This window comes from Nocardia acididurans (genome assembly GCF_016741815.1).
GTDB lineage: Bacteria > Actinomycetota > Actinomycetes > Mycobacteriales > Mycobacteriaceae > Nocardia > Nocardia acididurans.
This window is the reverse complement of the sequence record NZ_JAERRJ010000001.1, coordinates 430,861-447,204: the sequence shown is the minus strand read 5'-3', so window position 1 is coordinate 447,204 and position 16,344 is coordinate 430,861. Positions and strand designations below refer to the sequence as shown.

General features: G+C 68.3%; 16 protein-coding genes. 9 read left to right on the top strand and 7 right to left on the bottom strand.

Annotation, left to right across the window (positions count from 1 at the left end; translation table 11 throughout):
• Positions 1 to 37 precede the first annotated feature (37 nt).
• Entirely contained in the window at positions 38 to 2,935 is a 2,898-nt protein-coding gene (locus JK358_RS02055) for an FAD-binding and (Fe-S)-binding domain-containing protein (RefSeq protein ID WP_201942743.1), read from the top strand.
• Positions 2,936 to 3,123: 188 nt separating this feature from the next.
• Complete coding sequence (locus JK358_RS02050; RefSeq protein ID WP_201943774.1) at positions 3,124 to 4,065, top strand: DNA-3-methyladenine glycosylase family protein; 942 nt, start codon at positions 3,124 to 3,126, stop codon at positions 4,063 to 4,065.
• Here JK358_RS02050 and JK358_RS02045 read toward each other — a convergent pair whose 3' ends face one another.
• Genes JK358_RS02045 through JK358_RS02035 form a run of 3 tightly spaced genes read right to left on the bottom strand, consistent with a single transcriptional unit; the run spans position 4,066 to position 7,035 of the window.
• The gene (locus JK358_RS02045) at positions 4,066 to 5,337 is read right to left on the bottom strand and encodes an ABC transporter substrate-binding protein (RefSeq protein ID WP_307817283.1); all 1,272 of its coding nucleotides are present in this window, start codon (positions 5,335 to 5,337) and stop codon (positions 4,066 to 4,068) included.
• Between the two features lie 2 nt (positions 5,338 to 5,339).
• Positions 5,340 to 6,179 (bottom strand): carbohydrate ABC transporter permease, encoded by an 840-nt coding sequence (locus tag JK358_RS02040; RefSeq protein WP_201942739.1) that lies wholly within the window; start codon positions 6,177 to 6,179, stop codon positions 5,340 to 5,342.
• Positions 6,169 to 7,035, bottom strand: coding sequence for a carbohydrate ABC transporter permease (locus JK358_RS02035; protein ID WP_201942737.1), 867 nt, complete (start codon positions 7,033 to 7,035; stop codon positions 6,169 to 6,171). The genes JK358_RS02040 and JK358_RS02035 overlap by 11 nt, the downstream gene beginning before the upstream one ends.
• A 141-nt stretch (positions 7,036 to 7,176) precedes the next feature.
• Here JK358_RS02035 and JK358_RS02030 point away from each other — a divergent pair, with 141 nt between their 5' ends.
• Genes JK358_RS02030 through JK358_RS02015 form a run of 4 tightly spaced genes read left to right on the top strand, consistent with a single transcriptional unit; the run spans position 7,177 to position 11,971 of the window.
• The gene (locus JK358_RS02030; protein WP_201942735.1) at positions 7,177 to 9,048 is read left to right on the top strand and encodes an SCO2524 family protein; all 1,872 of its coding nucleotides are present in this window, start codon (positions 7,177 to 7,179) and stop codon (positions 9,046 to 9,048) included.
• Between the two features lies 1 nt (position 9,049).
• The gene (locus tag JK358_RS02025; RefSeq protein ID WP_201942732.1) at positions 9,050 to 9,979 is read left to right on the top strand and encodes an SCO2523 family variant P-loop protein; all 930 of its coding nucleotides are present in this window, start codon (positions 9,050 to 9,052) and stop codon (positions 9,977 to 9,979) included.
• Positions 9,976 to 10,980 carry an SCO2522 family protein gene (locus JK358_RS02020; RefSeq protein ID WP_201942729.1) on the top strand — a complete coding sequence of 335 codons (1,005 nt, stop codon included), beginning with the start codon at positions 9,976 to 9,978 and terminating at the stop codon, positions 10,978 to 10,980. Before JK358_RS02025 ends, JK358_RS02020 begins: the two co-directional genes overlap by 4 nt.
• A 7-nt stretch (positions 10,981 to 10,987) precedes the next feature.
• Entirely contained in the window at positions 10,988 to 11,971 is a 984-nt protein-coding gene (locus tag JK358_RS02015) for an SCO2521 family protein (RefSeq protein WP_201942726.1), read from the top strand.
• Positions 11,972 to 12,053: 82 nt separating this feature from the next.
• Here the strand turns inward: JK358_RS02015 and JK358_RS02010 are convergent, their stop codons facing one another.
• The 3 genes from JK358_RS02010 to JK358_RS02000 form a co-directional block, all read right to left on the bottom strand.
• On the bottom strand, positions 12,054 to 12,911 hold the full coding sequence (locus JK358_RS02010; protein WP_201942724.1) for a hypothetical protein: 858 nt from the start codon (positions 12,909 to 12,911) through the stop codon (positions 12,054 to 12,056).
• Between the two features lie 2 nt (positions 12,912 to 12,913).
• Positions 12,914 to 13,393, bottom strand: a complete 480-nt coding sequence (locus tag JK358_RS02005; RefSeq protein WP_201942722.1) for a GNAT family N-acetyltransferase — start codon at positions 13,391 to 13,393, stop codon at positions 12,914 to 12,916.
• Between the two features lie 237 nt (positions 13,394 to 13,630).
• Positions 13,631 to 13,834 carry a hypothetical protein gene (locus JK358_RS02000; RefSeq protein WP_201942719.1) on the bottom strand — a complete coding sequence of 68 codons (204 nt, stop codon included), beginning with the start codon at positions 13,832 to 13,834 and terminating at the stop codon, positions 13,631 to 13,633.
• Positions 13,835 to 14,151: 317 nt separating this feature from the next.
• On the opposite strand from JK358_RS02000, the gene JK358_RS01995 reads away from it, so the two are divergent.
• The 3 genes from JK358_RS01995 (at position 14,152) to JK358_RS01985 (ending at position 15,563) form a co-directional block, all read left to right on the top strand.
• Positions 14,152 to 15,036 carry a helix-turn-helix domain-containing protein gene (locus tag JK358_RS01995; protein ID WP_307817233.1) on the top strand — a complete coding sequence of 295 codons (885 nt, stop codon included), beginning with the start codon at positions 14,152 to 14,154 and terminating at the stop codon, positions 15,034 to 15,036.
• Positions 15,033 to 15,236 (top strand): DUF397 domain-containing protein, encoded by a 204-nt coding sequence (locus JK358_RS01990; RefSeq protein WP_201942714.1) that lies wholly within the window; start codon positions 15,033 to 15,035, stop codon positions 15,234 to 15,236. The genes JK358_RS01995 and JK358_RS01990 overlap by 4 nt, the downstream gene beginning before the upstream one ends.
• Before the next feature lie 111 nt (positions 15,237 to 15,347).
• Positions 15,348 to 15,563 (top strand): hypothetical protein, encoded by a 216-nt coding sequence (locus JK358_RS01985; RefSeq protein WP_232850579.1) that lies wholly within the window; start codon positions 15,348 to 15,350, stop codon positions 15,561 to 15,563.
• A 33-nt stretch (positions 15,564 to 15,596) separates the two neighbouring features.
• On the opposite strand, the gene JK358_RS01980 is transcribed toward JK358_RS01985, so the two are convergent.
• Positions 15,597 to 16,343: a succinate dehydrogenase/fumarate reductase iron-sulfur subunit gene (locus tag JK358_RS01980; protein ID WP_201942712.1), complete on the bottom strand. Its 747-nt coding sequence runs from the start codon at positions 16,341 to 16,343 to the stop codon at positions 15,597 to 15,599.
• Between the last annotated feature and the right edge of the window lies 1 nt (position 16,344).

Sequence of the window (16,344 nt, the reverse complement as noted above, 5' to 3'; positions counted from 1 at the left end):
GATCCGGTGTCGCGGGCGCTGCGCCTAGGGTTGGGGGATGCGCGGGTCATGGGAGCGGGCGCTGCGCGGTGCGATCGAAGGTGAGGTCGATACCGACGCGCGCCGCCGGGCGGAGTACGCGTCGGATGCCTCGAACTATCGGGTGCTGCCGACCGCCGTCGTGTACCCGCGCACCGAAGCCGATGTGGCGGCGGCACTTTCGCTCGCGCGCGCCGAAGGTCTGGCGGTCACGGCCCGGGGCGCGGGCACCTCGGTGGCGGGCAATGCCATCGGCCCCGGGCTGGTGCTGGACTTCAGCCGCCATATGAACCGGATACTCGAGCTGGATCCGCGGCGCCGGATCGCGCGGGTCCAGCCGGGCGTCGTGCTGGGCGCGCTGCAGCGGGAGGCCGCGCCGCACGGGCTGCGCTTCGGCCCCGACCCGTCGACGCAGAACCGCTGCACGCTCGGCGGGATGATCGGCAACAACGCCTGCGGACCGCACGCGGTGGCCTGGGGACGAACCTCCGATACGGTGCGCGAACTGCGCATACTCGACGGCACCGGTGTCGAGCGGCGCCTGGGCGGCGACCCGGCGGCGGTACCCGGACTCGCCGAGTTCACCCGTGCGAATCTGGCCGTCCTCCGCACCGAGCTGGGTCGCTTCGAACGACAGGCGTCCGGCTACGCGCTGGAACATCTACTGCCGGAACGCGGTTCGAACGTGGCCAGGGCCTTCGTCGGCACCGAGGGCACCTGCGGGCTGCTGCTGGACGCGACGGTCGACCTGGTGCCGGTACCGGCCGCCACGCTGCTGGTGGTGCTCGGCTACCCCGATATGCCGACGGCCGCGGACGATATCAAGGCCATCATGGCCGCCGGGCCGATCGCGGTGGAGGGTATGGACGCCCGCCTGGTCGATGTGGTGCGCGCGCACCGGGGCCGGGTGCCGGAGTTGCCGCGCGGCGGTGGCTGGCTGCTGGTCGAGGTCGCGGCCGACACCGATGACCGGGCTCGCGACATCGCCGAATCGCTGCGCACCTCGGTGCGCGCACTCGAGTCCCGTGTCGTCACGAACAAGGCCGAGGCGCGGGCACTCTGGGCCATCCGTGCCGATGGAGCCGGCCTGTCCGGCCGTACCCCGGACGGCAATCCGGCCTGGCCGGGCTGGGAGGACGCCGCCGTCCCGCCCGACCGCTTGGGCGCGTACCTGCGCGAATTCACCGACCTCACCCGCGAGCACGGCGTCGACGGCCTGCTCTACGGCCACTTCGGCGACGGCTGCGTGCACGTCCGCCTCGATCTTCCGATAGCCGATGCGCCGCAACGCTTCCGCGCCTTCCTGGAGGACGCGGCTCGCCAGGTGGTCCGCTTCGGCGGCTCCCTCTCCGGCGAGCACGGTGACGGCCGCGCCCGCTCGGAACTGTTGCGCTACATGTACTCCGACCAGGCTCTGAAAGCCTTCGCAGCCTTCAAGACCCTCTTCGACCCCGGCGATGTCCTGAATCCCGGTGTGGCAGTGCGCCCGAGCCCCATCGACGCCGACCTGCGTCTGGCCGGACTGCGACCCCTCCCGCAGGCGGACGGCTTCGCCTTCCCCGAGGACGGCGACCTCGGCACCGCCGTCCACCGCTGCGTGGGCGTGGGCAAATGCCGCGCCGACACCCGCGCCTCCGGCGGCTTCATGTGCCCCTCCTACCTGGCCACCGCCGACGAGAAGGACAGCACCCGAGGCCGAGCCCGAGTCCTCCAGGAAGTGGTTCGCGGCGAACTGGATTGGCGCTCCGACGCCGTGGCCGAATCCCTGGACCTCTGCCTGTCCTGCAGGGCCTGCCACTCCGACTGCCCCGCGGGCGTCGACATGGCCACCTACAAATCCGAAACCCTGCACCGCCGCTACCGGAACCGGCTGCGCCCGCGCGACCATTACGCCCTGGGCCGCCTGCCGCAGTGGCTGTCGGTCGCGAGCAAAGCTCCCCGCCTTGCCAATGCGCTGGCGGCGATCGATCCGCTGCGGCGCATAGGGTTACGTGTGGCCGGGATGGATCCGCGCCGCCCGGTGCCGGTGCTGGCTGCCAGAAGCTTCCGCGATGCCTGGCGAGCCGGCCGCCGTCCTGCCGTGCCGGGGGCCGCCGAGCACGAGGCCGGCCGAGCTGGGTCTGAGCTTGTCGCGGATGACCTCCACCCTCGGAACCGGGAACGTGGGACGCGAAGTGACCACGGGGACGATTCAGCCGGAAGCGGCGCGGCGAGCGGTGCCGGGGTCCTGCTGTGGGTCGATACCTTCACCGACGCATTCGATCCTGAGATCGCCCGAGCAGCAGTCGAATTGATCGAATCGACCGGCCATGGAGTGCGCCTTCCGGGCCGCCGCGTGTGCTGCGGACTCACCTGGATCAGTACCGGCCAGTTGGATGGAGCGCGAAAGCGCCTACGCGCCACCGTGGATGCGCTGTCCGGTCACGTCCGTGCCGGTGGGGTGGTGGTGGGTATGGAACCGTCGTGCACCGCCGCTCTCCGCGATGATCTGCCGCGGCTTCTTCCGGACGACCCGCGCGCGGGCGAGGTGGCCCGCGCGGTGCGCACGCTCGCGGAGTTCCTCGACGCGCAGCCGAACTGGCAGCCACCGGACCGCACTGGAACCACGGTTCTGGTCCAGCCGCACTGCCACCAACACGCCGTGTTCGGTTTCGCCGCCGATCGCCGGATTCTCGAGCGCACCGGAGCGACGGTCACCGAGCTGGCGGGCTGCTGTGGGCTGGCGGGGAACTTCGGTATGCAGCGAGGCCACTATGAGACCTCGGTGGCGGTGGCGGAGACCAGCTTGCTCCCCGCGCTGCGCGCCACCTCGGCCGGCGTCGTTCTGCTCGCGGACGGGTTCTCCTGCCGAACCCAGGCCGAGCAGTTGGCCGGCCGCACCTTCCGCCACCTGGCGCAATTTCTGCTGGAACCCTGAGACCGGGGGGTACCGGTCACGCCGTGCTGCGATGGCAATCCTCAGGTCAGTGCGTGGCGTCGGCTCGATCCGGACCCTCGACAAATCGGGGTGACCGTGCGCGGGTGGGGGGCGAGGCGACGACCGGCCGGGTGTGGACGGCCACTTCCGTGCGGGCGCTGGACGGACCCGGGTGCTCGTCGAGCAGAATGTGGCGGGTGACCTCCGCTACGACCGCTGCCGCGCATTCGCGGACCGTGCGGTCCGAGCGGCCCGTCGATCTCGCCGCCACCGTCACGCCGCTGCGGCGTGGGTTCGGGGATCCCTGCCACCGGGAGACGGCGGACGGGGCGCACTGGCATGCGTCGCGGATGCGGAGCGGGGTCGTCACCTATCGGCTGCGGCAGGTGGACAGGTGTGCCGTCGAGGCGACGGCGTGGGGGCCGGGGGCGGAGGAGTTTCTCGCGGGGCTCGAGTCCATGCTGTGCCTGGACGAGGATCTAGGGGATTTCGCGCCGGAGCATCCCAAGGTGGTGGAGGCGCATCGGCGGAATCCGGGGTTGCGGATGTTGCGCACCGGGCTGGTGTGGGAGGCGCTGGTCCCTGCTGTGCTGGAGCAGAAGGTGCACACCCGCACCGCACATGCGTCCTGGCGGAAGTTGGTGTGGCAGTATGGTACTCCCGCACCCGGACCCGCACCGGACGGCTTGCGGGTGATGCCCGACGCGGAGACCTGGCGGCATATCCCGTCGTGGGCTTATCACCGCGCGAATGTGGGGCCGCAGCGGTCGAAAGCCATTGTGCTGGCGGCGCGGATCGCCCCGAAGCTGGAGGAAGCGGCGGAGTTGAGTCACGCGGACGCCGCGCGCCGATTGCAGACGGTGCCCGGGATCGGGGTGTGGACCGCGGCCGAGATCGCGCAGCGGGCATTCGGTGATCCGGATGCGTTGTCGGTCGGGGATTTTCACCTCGCCGCCGTGGTCGGCTGGACGTTGCTCGGCCGCCCCGTCGACGACGACGCCATGGTCGAGTATCTGGAACCCCTACGGCCGCACCGGTATCGGGCGGTGCGGTTGCTGGAGCTCGCGGGGTTCGCGCACAAGCCGAAGTTCGGCCCGCGCACGCCGTTCACCGATCACAGCCGCATCTGATCACCGCCGGTCGATGATCTCGTCGCCCACGGCCTGCGCGCGGTCGAGTGCCTCGTCTACCGGAACACGGCCGAGGAACATTTCGTCGAAGACGGGCAGGATCGCCCGGATGGCGGCCTGGAATCCGGCCCCGCCGCCGGCGGCGATCTGCCCGCCGCGCAGCACATCGAAGAACGGGGACACATCCACGCCGCGCCGCGCCCAGTAGTCGCGGTAGACCTGCTGCTCGGACACCACGGCGGGAATCGTGTTGCCGTCCGCCGCGAGATACCGATTGCCCGCCGCGCTGCCCAGCCAGGCCAGGACCCGGCGCACGGCCTCGGGGTGCCGGGCGGCGGTGTTCCCGGCCAGTCCGATCGCATTGCCGGCGCTCACCCGCCCCGCCGGGCCCGCGGGGATCATCGCCACGCCCCACCGGAATCCGGCGCTCTGCTGCACGGTGGCGAGGTTGAACGTGCCGGACTGGAACAGCGCCATCCGTCCCTGCAGGAAGGCGTTCTTCGCGAAGTCGCTGGAACCGCCGGTGTCGGCCGCCGACGGCGACAACCCGTCCGAGATCAACCGCACCAGATATCCGAAGGCCGTGCGCCCCTGCGCATTCGCGAAGTCGAATCGCCCGTCGCGCTGGAACTGTCCGCCCGCCGAGCCCAGATACGGCAGCAGCAGTGACTGAAAGTCGTTGGCCGCGTTGTACGGCCACGAGGCGACCCCGCCGAGCCGCTGGAGAATCGGCCGGAAGGTGTCGGTCGCATCGCCGCTCCATCGCGCGGCGGACAGCGTCTCGGGAGCGACCCCGGCTCGCTCCAGCAGCTCCCGGTTGTAGTACACCGCCGTCCCGCCGTCCACGAATTGCGGTACAGCCCAGAGTTTTCCATCCCGGGTGAACTGGGTGACCGCCGCCGGATCCCACGCGCGCATGGCGTCTCCGCCGAGCGCCGCGCCGATATCGGTCAGGTGCCCGCTGTCGGCGTAGTCCTCGTAGAGGCTGGTCCAGAACAGGTCGTCGGCGATCCCGCCCGCCACGTCCAGCCGCAGTTTGCGGGCGTAGGAAGCCCACGGCACCAGCGTGATTCGCACGTCGATATCCGGATTGGCGCGCTGGAACTCGTCCAGCGACGCCCGGTAGGCCGCCTCGAAACTCTGATCCCAGATCCGCATCCGCAGCACGGTGCGCCCGCTGTCGCCGCTGTCGCGCCCCAGCCACAGCGCCGCTCCGATCAGCAGCGCGAACGCCACCACGATCCCGAGTGCGGCCCGGGTCGATTCCTTGATCCTCATTTCAGCCCCGTCCACGCGATGGACCGCAGTACCTGCCGTTGGAACACCACGAACACCACCACCAGCGGTGCGATGGCCAGCGTGGTCGCCGCCATGATCAGCGGCCATTGCGCGTTGTACTGGGTCTGCATGGTCGCGGTGCCCACCGTGAGCACCTGCCATCGCGGCCCGCTGGCCGCGACGAGCGGCCACATGAAGCTGTTCCACTGCGTCACCACGGTGATCACGGTGAGCGTCGCCAGGATCGGCCTGCTCATGGGCACGACGACGTGCACCAGGATGTCGAGGGTGTTCGCGCCGTCCATCCGGGCCGCGTCGATCAGTTCACCGGGGATGGCCCGGAAGTACTGCCGCAGCAGGAACACCGCGTACGGCGACCCGAATACGAAGGGCAGCACCAGCGCCCAGAAGGTGTTGAGCCAGCCCAGTTTCGCGAACATCAGATACAGCGGGACGAGGGTCACCGCGGGCGGCACCATCATGGTCCCGAGGTACACCCAGAACAGCGTCTCGCGTCCGGGAAATTCGGTGCGCGCGAACGCGTACGCGGCGAGTATCGAGGTGAGCAGCTGTCCGCAGGTGATGAACACGGTCATGAGCGCGGTGACGGCCACGGCCCGCCCCAGCCCCTGCTCGAGCACGGTGCGGAAGTTGTCGACGGTGATGGGATGCGGTGGGGCGAGCGCGGATTCGCTTGCGAACTGCCCCGGAGTCTTGACCGCGGTGAACGCACTGAGCACCAGCGGCGCGACGGTGAGCAGCGCACCGGCCACCAGGATCAGGTAGGCGGCAGCGGAACGCCCTGTCCGCCCGAGTGTTCCGTTCTCAGTACTCATATGCGGTCCGATCCCGGAAGTACCGGTACTGCGCCACCGTGATCACGAACATCACCGCGAACACGACGACCGCCATGACGGCGGCCCGACCCGGCTGCGCGGCTTCGAACGCCTCCGAATACATCCGCATGGCAACGACATCCGTCCGATGATCCGGTCCGCCCCGGGTCAGCGCATACACGATGTCGAAGGTCTGGAACGCGCTCAGCACCCCCGTCACCAGCACGAAGAAGGTGGTCGGCCGCAGCAGCGGCAGGATCAGCCACCGCACCCGCCGCCACCCCGTGGCCCCGTCCAAGGCTCCCGCATCGAGTATTTCGCCCGGAATCGCCCGAATCCCCGCCACAAAGAACAGCGCGACATATCCGACATTCATCCACACGATGACCGCCACCACCGCCGGCAACGCCAGCCCCGGATCGCTCAGCCACTCGATCCGCCTCCCCAGCACCGCATTCAACGCCCCGTCGGTGGGCGCGAAGATCCACTGCCACACCACCCCCACCGCCACCGGCGCGCACATCCACGGCAGCGCGTACACCACCCGCAGCACACTCCCGCCGCGCCCGCGCCGGGCCAGCAGCGCCGCCACCGCGAACCCCAGCGCCGTCTGAATCGGCACCACCAGCGCCGTCAGCCCCAGCGTCACCAGGATCGAATGCCCGAACTCCCGGTCCGACAGCACCGACCGCCAGTTCGCCCATCCGGTGAATTCCATGGGGCCCAACAGATTCCAGCTGTGTACGCTCAGCCACAGGACGATCACGATGGGGACGAGAAGGAAGCCTCCGACACCCACGAGGCTCGGCAGCAGCAGGGCGTAACTGGTCGCGGCACGGCGAACCCTCCGGTTCATGAAATGCGACGCTACCGGCACTTCCGTTCCACTCGGCGCACCGACTGACGCATGATAGTTTGTGCCGCGCTTGTTCTTATCCATGCCGGTGGCCGGGGTCCCGGGCCGGCGAGGCGGCGACGATACGCAGGGACGGCATCGATGAGAATTCAGCCCCGGGAGCAGATTCTCGGCGTGTGGCGGTCGATGTTGACCGCCTGCTATCAGGGCGGTGAATGGAAGTGGGGCGGCACCGCCGGATCCAACTCCATCAGTGATGCCGAACAGCTGCTGTGCCTGCTGTATCCCTCCACCGAGATCGACGGTTTCGGGCTCGCCGATCCGGACAATATGGCCAAGGACATTCGCGAGGTGCTGGCCGCGCTGGGCGATCGGCCGGTGCGCATCACCACCGCCGTGCTGGGACTGATCGACGACTATCTCACCCGCTATACCGAATCCGTCGAGATCGACGGTGTGAAGCAGGACATTCCGGTCTTTTCGGCGGGCAGCTACTTCACCGGTATGGAGGACGCGGAACCGACCGCCGTCCAGCGCCGCCTCGATGTCGTCGACTCCTACTCCATGTCGCTGACCCTGTGCCTGTCCGCCCTGAAATTCCTTCGCTCCCTGGACATCTTCACCACCAAGCAGCCGATACGACAGCTCGTCGCCCGCAAGGAAGGCCTGGTGGAGCGGGTGAGCAGTCGCCTCACCGCCGCCATGGTCGGGCTGGTCCGCAGCTTCGTGGTGAATACCGTGAAACCCGAATCGGATTCGGGCCGCGCCATGCTGTCCATGCTCAATCAGACCGGCACGCCGAACGCCACCGTGGTGGACGCCGTGCTGACCAGGCTGGACCGGGTGCGCACCCGACTACTCAACGACGTGACCTTGAGCCAGACGCCGGGCGTCAAGCTCGAGGACGAGGGCATGCTGTTCGAATGCGGCTGGAGCTGGGGCCTGGTCCGCGGCGGCGCGCCCATCGAATTCGTGGAGCTGCCGATCGCCTCCGGCCCGGGTTTCGCCGTGGCACGCCCCTACCTGTATTTCACCGTCGTCGCCCTGGACGGCATCAACGACCTGACCTCGGTTCGCACCCGAGAGCTGGATCTGCTCAACCCGCAGCAGCGCCGCCTGGCCGAGGCCCTGCAGCTGCGCTGGGATCTGGCGCAGCGCTACTGGTCGGCCGTCGCGCGTTTCGGGCCGGGCCGCTGGCCGCTGGAGGACATCCCCTGGCGCACCTCCGACGGCGAGGAGTCGGAGTACTTCAGCCTCATCGTATCCGCGGCGCTCATCCAGGACCTGCTCAATCGGGAAGCAAACGACGACGATTTGAACAGGGCCGCACCGATTTTCGACGAGCTGGCGCGCCGCGGGCGGATCACCCGCCGCCTCACCGTGAACGATCCGGCGCGCGCCATGCACACCCCCGGTGTCGCCCTGCGCCTGTTCGGCAGCGAGGACGCGGATCCGGGTCCGCTGCTGGTGTGGACCGTATCCGATTACGCCACAGTGCTTTTGAAGCGGTCACTGCAGGCCGCGCGGGTCTCGGACACCATGGAGACCCGCGATCAGCTGATGCGGCTGGCCGAGGACGCCATGGAGCATCTGGATCAGCGCGCCTTCCGGATCGGCCCGGCCACCGGTCTGTGGGACGACCCCTCCCGGCTGTTCGGCGGCCCGGACCGCCGCGAGCCCTCCTGGTACCTCACCGAGCGCGTGGTGGAGTGCCTGGTCGCGGCCGCGGGCATGTATCGGGAACCGCCGCTGCGCTCGCCGAGCCTGGTGCAGCGGGCCATGGAGCTGCTCACCGAGGCCGAGCACCTGCTCAACCGCGAACTGCTGGAATCCGGCCTGGAGCTGGTGTCCCCCAACCGCGCCCGGCTCTCCCGCGCGGTGCAGCGGCTGGAGCGGGCGCGGCAGCTGATCGAGGAGCGTCCCGGCACCGCGCTCAGCCTCACCACCCAAACCCTGCTGGAACTGGACGAATTGGATTACGCCCGGTCCGACGCGACGAGAGGGGGCATGTGACGTGCTCGTCTTCGCCGCATCCGACAAGGGTGGCACCGGCCGCTCGGTGACCAGCTGCAATATGGCCTACTGGCTCAGCATGCGCGGCAAGAAGGTCGCCTACCTGGACTTCGACTTCGGATCACCCACCGCCGGAGGCACTTTCGAGATCAGCCGCGTCGATCGCGGCGTCACCGACGGCACCGGCCTGCACGAATACCTGCTGGGCCACAACGGCAGCGTGGAACGCCTGAGCGTGCGCTCGGAAACCGATCGGGTGGCGCTGCGCCAGTCCCGGCATCCGTCCGGCCGTCTGGTGATGTTCCCCGGCGACCGCGACGGGGGCGAGTTCACCAGTACGCCCGACCGGGCCATGGTCGGCCGGTGCGCCGCCCTGCTGGCCGCCTGCGAGCAGGAATTCGACGTCACCTTCGTGGATCTGAGCTCGGGCCGCTCGGTCGCGCTGGCCCTGGTGCTCGAGGCCACCCAGCGTCCGCAGCTGGCCCATGCCACCGCGCGCTGGCTGGTCTTCCACCGCTGGACCCGCCAGCATCTGATCGCCGCGCACGGCCTGGTGCGCGGCGACCACGGCATCATCAAGACCGGCGAGGCGTGTGGACACAAGCCCGACGACCTGCTGAACTCGCTGCGATACGTGCGGACCGCCGTGCCGAATATCGAGTCGGCCACGGGGATGCGTCCCGCGCAGGCGGAATGGTTGCAGGAACAGAACGACACCCTGCATCGCGCGGCCGTCCGATACCTGTTGGGCGACAGCGTGGTCATGGGCAGCACCCCGGTGGAGCCCATGCTGCAGTGCCGGGAACAGGTGATCCTGGATGTGGACGTCTCGGCCAGTATCGCCAATGTGGAAACCGTAGACGCTTTCCGCCAACTCGCGCTCCGGCTCACCACCGAGGCGTTCTGGGAAAGGCTGGACGACCAACCGTGACCACAACCGATTACAGCGAGGCCGGGGAACGGCACCGGGTGGCCGGGCAGGAGCTGTCGCATCTATCCATCGAGGTCGGCCACTTCTACATGGACCAGATCGCCAACGGCACCGTGCGCGAGGACCGCATCCGGGCCCAGTTCCAGCGCGTCGCGCCGCTGCTGCGCAAATTCACGGAGATCGCGCAGGAGGAACGCGACGGGCGGGCGCGGGTGAGCACCTGCTTCCTGGTCGACGACTATTTCAAGAGCGACACCGACCCCACCCGGGTGCTGGACAAGGTGCTCGAGCTGGCCGAGGAATGCGACGTCCGCATCGACTATCTCGCCCGCGAGGCCGGCTGCGCGGAGGTGCCGACCTTCATCGGCGAGGAGCCCGTGGGCGAACCGATCCGCCTGGCGGAGATGATGGTTTCGCGCCTGATCGCGCAGCCCGACGAGGAATCCAATGGCCGCAGGCCGCCGACCCTGGAGGGCGGCTGGCTGTGCAACGGCCGCCGCTCCTCCGACGACGAACGCGAGCAGGCCATGCGGGTCGGACCGTACCGCCCGCCGGAGGAATACAACGCCCGCAACCATTCGATCTTCCTGGATGTGCAGCTGTGGAGCACCGAGCGCCGCAACGGCGTCGACCGCACGCTGTGGTCCTGCCCGTTCCTGGCCTCGATCTGGCAGTTGTTGCGGCTGGGCATGATTCGCAACGACGGCGCGGTGGTGGCCGCCCCGCGCGAGCGCCCGGCACGCTGGCCCGACCACTGGAACAAGATGCCGGCGGTCATGCAGTTGAATCCGGATGCCGCGCCGTTCGCGGCCTACCGGGCGCTGTCGCTGCTGCCGTACCACTATCTCGGCATCGAGCACGCGGTGCGGGTGATCCTGGCGCATCTGCGGCCCGACGACGAGGTGTACGAGAAACTCGTGGAAAGGGCTGCGCGCGAACGGATCACCATGCCGCGCGAGGTCACGCAGCGGCTGAGCCACGTGTTCATCGGCGACGTGTGAGGCGGCCGTGAGCGATCCGCTGGTTCTGCTGGGGGAGGTGCGCACCACGCTGCTGCCGCATTCGGTCGCGCTCTCGGCGCGGGAGGTGGAGCGGCTGCTGGCGCTGCTGCCCGGTCAGCGCGTCTCGATGCGGGAAAGGCCACTGCCCCTGGGTGTTTCGCCCACGGCCGCGGAGGGCGTGGACTGCAATCTGGCCACCGTCTCGTCCTCGAAGAGCCGGGCCGTCGGAACCGTCGCCTCACATGCCGTGGTGACGGGCGGCCGGGTCGGGCAGAGTTCGGCGTGCACCCGGGTGGTGTGGGCGGAGAAGACCAATCGACTCGCCTGGTCGCACTATCTGGCCCGGCTGGGATCGGTCGAACTGATCCACCGGATCGGGGACGACACCGTGGCCGCGGTCGATCTGACCGAGGGCTTCCTGGAGGCGTCCAGCGCCACCACCCTCGATATGGGTTCGATCAGCGAACGCCTGCTCGCCCAGGTGCGCATGTCCGATCTGCTGGACCAGCAGCCGCGGCTGCGGACCGCGCCGACCAGACTGCGCTGGGCCGCGCGGGTGGCTCCGCCGGTGGCGGGCGAGGTGCGCGGGCGCACCCTGTTCGCCTTCCGGCTGGAGGACGAGGCCACCCGGTCCGTGCGGATCATGGTGCCGACCGTGCGGGATCTGGCTGGGGCGCAACGCTTCTGCGAGGATCTGGCACTGCACGACTGGCTGCTGACCACGCTCGGCAACGCCCTCGCCGACGCGGATGCGGCGGGACCGGAACGCGATACGGTGCCGGGCCTGTTGCCGTTGCTGGAAGACCTTGTGCACCTGTGGATGCCCGGGGCGTACACGCCACCACGCCTGCGCGAGTTGTGGATTCGGCTGGAAACCGATCCCGGCTTCACCAAGCAGTGGACCGCGCAGGTCGGCCGACTCCGGGACCGGCTGGCCGTGGCGACCCTGGAAGCCCTGCGGACAGCGAAGATCAGCACCGCGAAGTGGTGAATACCCACTCCCGGACCCTCAGGGGCTGACGCCCCTGAAACCCCTGGGTGTGGTGAATGCCCACTGCTGGGCGTAGGGCTGGTCAGAGCCGGAACCAGCGGCGCACGAGCAGCGCGAAGAACACCGACAGGGTGACCGTGCCGAGGATGGACTCGAGAACGAACAGCACCCGGCCGCCCTTGTCCAAACCCTCGGTGTCTCCCGGCCCGAGCGGATTCAGATAGCTGACCATCACCTTGTAGATCGTGGTGGCGACCGCCTCGTGCGACAGCAGGGCGATGGCGACGCTGAAGATGATCAGCTGCACGGCCATCACCGCCAGCATGCGGAACGGCCGGTACCCGTACCCGCACACCAGATCCGGGAACAGGCCGCCGACACGTTTCCACGCCACCGGCTGCGCGAGTCGGCGCGCACGGGCCAGCGCCAGGCCGCAGCGGTCCTCGGCGTCGGTGTCCTCGTCCATGCGGTACAGCCCGCTCGCGCGGCGCAGCGCGAGGGCGGCGTGGGCGGGCAGCCCGGCCGTCACGAGCGGTTTGCCCAGGCGCTCATAGGTTTCCGCGAGTTGCCGGTTCTGCGTGCGGCTCAACCGCAGCGGCCCGCGGAACTCCACCTCGGCGGCGAGCAGCGCGGTGAGCAGGTCCGTCGCCCGGGGTGCGGGCTGCCCGGCGGCGGGGCGCAGCACCGCCGTATAGATGTGTTCGAAGACCAGGCTGTCCCCGGCGCGCCGGATGCCGGGCGGATCGTAGGTGGCGACCACGGCTTCGACGTGATGGGTGAAGAGGTCGAGCAGTGGTTGTTCGGTGGCGTGCCGCCGGATGCGATGCGGCTGCTGGAGGAAGGTGTGGACATCCTGCTCGGCGTACACGGCGGCGTGGCGTTCGATGCGCATGCCCATGGCGGCGACGAACTCCGAGGACGGCGAGCTCTTTTCGAGCATGATCAATGATATAGCCTGCGCACCAGTACATCTCGGGGCTCGTTCGCGCCGAAGTACCGTTTGTCCTGATCGGCCCAGACGAAGCCGACCTCTTTGTACAGGTGGTAGGCGGCCTTGTTGTCGGGGCGCACGGTGACGAACACCTGGTCCACGCGGGCGCGGCGGCAGTGGTCGAGTGCGGCCTCGAGCAGTTTGCGGCCGAATCCGCGACCCCGGCAGTAGCGGGCGACCGCGATGCCCATGAACCACGCGCACCCGGTGGGGCCGATGGCGGTGAGGACGTATCCGCAGACCTCGCTCTGATATTCGGCGATCGTCCAGTCCGCGCCGTGCAGTTCGAACAGCTGCCGCAGTACGAAGTACGGATATCCCAGCTGCGCGAATTCGCTGGTCTCCAGTGCGTGGATGGCCTCGAGGTCGGCCAGTGACGCCGGACGGAATATCGGCACCGTCGAATCTCCGAAGGCTGCGAATACTGCCACGACGTCCCCTCGCCGGCGCGGGTGCGATAGCTCCAGGGTAGGCGTCGGAGAAGGAGGTTCGGGTGCGGTTCGGCCCGGCCGTCGTCTGTGGAACGGGCGGGCCGAACCGCGCTGCGGCACGCGGTTGGGACCGTGCCGCGGTACCCGGAGGGAGGTATCGCGGCACTCGAAGGCGCTGTGCGGCAGCCGTTCATCGGTCGAGGGGCCTTCCCCGGGTCGCCCTCCGGCCGTTTCCCGTCAGGGCAGCGCGCGCTCGTCGAGTACGCAGCGGCCCTCTTCCACCAGCGTGGTCCGCGCCTTGCGCCGCACCGAACATGTCTCCACCGTGCAATCGAGGTGCAATTGCATTGCGGCATGGGCTTGTTCGACTGTCAGCGCGCCCGGATCGTTGCGACACTGCAGCAAACCGGCCACGTGCATGTTCAGTGAAGTCAGTTGCATCTCAACGCCTCCCACGACATTCCTGAAGTGCCCGGAGGATTTCAGGAAAGGAAAGGGGCCTAGCAACACCTCTCCGGGCACACATCTAGCACACCATGGGCAGACGCCCGGCGGGCGAAAATCGGCGATGAGAACGCAAAATTGCGCGAATCCCCAGCAGCGAATCCGCCTGGGGGAGCAGGATTATCCAAGTTGGACGAACTACCCCTGATGAAGTGTGTACCGAGATGTGTGTCCGGGCGGGAGCCGGTGGATCGCAGCGTAGCGCACCGGTGCCGGTCGTCCCGCTCGCGCCGCGACCGAGAACGGAGCGCGCTGTGTCCGAAGTCCCCGGGTCGACACTCCCCCGCCGCCAGTTGGGGCGCTATTTGCGCGACTGGCGCATACAGGCGGGGTTGACCATCGCCGAGGCCGCCAAACTCATGGAATGGGGAGCCAGCACGCTACAGCGGCTCGAGAAGGGCAATGCCGATCGCATCCGCACCATCGACATCCAGGAGCTGTGCCGCATATACGGCATACCGGGCGAAATCGCCGACGGGCTCAAGGGTTTGGCGCAGCAGGCGGCCGTCAAGAGCTGGTGGCATTCCTACGGCGATCTCATTCCGGAGAACTTCGACGTCTATGTCGGGCTCGAGGCATCCGCGCAGCAGCTGTCCTGCTACCAGAGCGAACTCGTGCCCGGACTGCTGCAGACGCCCGACTACGCCAGGGCCCTGAACCGCCTCGGATATCCGGAAGACGGTCCGGCGGAACTGAATCGGCGCGTTCAGCTGCGTCTGCAGCGGCAGGCTTTGATCATGCGCCGCACTCGCCCGGCGACCGTCGCCATGGTGTTGCACGAATCGGTATTGCGCCGGTCGGTGGGAGGTGCAAGGGTGATGGCCACGCAGGTGCGGCACTTGGCGGAGCTCAGCACCCGACCCAATGTCGCTTTGCGCATCCTGCCCTTCGAAGCCGGTGTCCCCCTGGGACTTTCGACGGGCCCGTTCGTGATACTCGAGTTCGGGACCGACGGCAGAGGGCAACCGGTGGAGCCGCCCGTGGTCTACGTGGAGGGCTTCACGGGAGATCTGTATCTGGAAAGACAGGGCGATGTCCAGCGCTATCGCCAGGCTCAGGAGAGCCTGGAACGCTGTGCGCTGGATACCGATGACAGCAGAATCCTGCTGCGGCAGGTGTCGAAAGGGTACTCAGCATGAGCGTGGATCTGGCCGGAGCCGTGTGGTTCAAGAGCAGCCGCAGCGGCGCCGGCAAGGAGTGCGTGGAGGTGGCGTTCCTGTCCGGTGACGCAGTGGGCGTGCGGGACAGCAAGAATCCCGAGGGGCCCGCATTGGTGTTCGGGGCGCGGGAGTGGGATTCATTCACATCCGGTATCGAACGCGGCGCATTCGAACGGTGATCGATCGGCGCGGCGATTCTTCGCCGCGCCACCCTCCCCCTGGATATCCCTCGTGAGAGATCACGACTCGATCGCTGTTTCGCAACAAAAACATGTTTGCCCAGGCTAAGCATGGGTAACCCTGAATACGTGGACCGAGGATTGAGAAACTATCGTCCCCGGTACCGGAAAATGGGTCCCGACGACTGGGTGGAACGGCTGATCGTAGGGATGCTCTTCGCGGTATCGGCGATGGGCGTATACGTACTGACCGGAGCATTTCTGCCGGCACTCGCCGTGGGCGTGCTGGTGGGCGCGGTGGCGATCGGCGTGGTCGCCATCCTATGACGCCACGCCGACCGCCCGGTCGGATCAGCCGCTCTAGCGGCGGAAAAGCTTGTTACCCAACCAGACCAGCGGGTCGTACCTGTTGTCCACGACCCGCTCCTTCAACGGGATCAGGGCGTTGTCCGTGATCTTGATGTGCTCGGGGCACACCTCCGTGCAGCATTTGGTGATATTGCACAGGCCCAGACCCGCGTCGTCCTGCGCGAGTTCACGCCGATCCGCCACATCGAGCGGATGCATTTCCAGTTCCGCGATACGCATCAGGTATCGCGGACCCGAGAACGCTTCCTTGTTCTCGTCGTGATCACGCACCACGTGACAGGTGTTCTGGCACAGGAAGCATTCGATGCACTTGCGGAATTCCTGCGACCGTTCCACATCCGCCTGCTGCATCCGGTAATCACCCGGCTTCAGATCCACCGGCGGGGTGAAGGACGGGATCTCGCGCGCCTTCTGGTAATTGAAGGAAACGTCCGTGACCAGGTCACGGATCACCGGGAAGGTGCGCATCGGCGTCACCGTCACCACCTCGTCCGGCGTGAACGTCGACATGCGCGTCATGCACAGCAGCCGCGGCCGCCCGTTCACCTCCGCCGAGCACGAACCGCACTTGCCCGCCTTGCAGTTCCACCGCACCGCCAGATCCGGCGCCTGCGTGGCCTGCAGCCGGTGGATGATGTCGAGCACCACCTCGCCCTCGTTCACCTCCACGGTGAAGTCCTGCAGATCACCGCCGTCGGTGTCGCCACGCCACACCTTGAACTTCGCTTCGTAACCCATG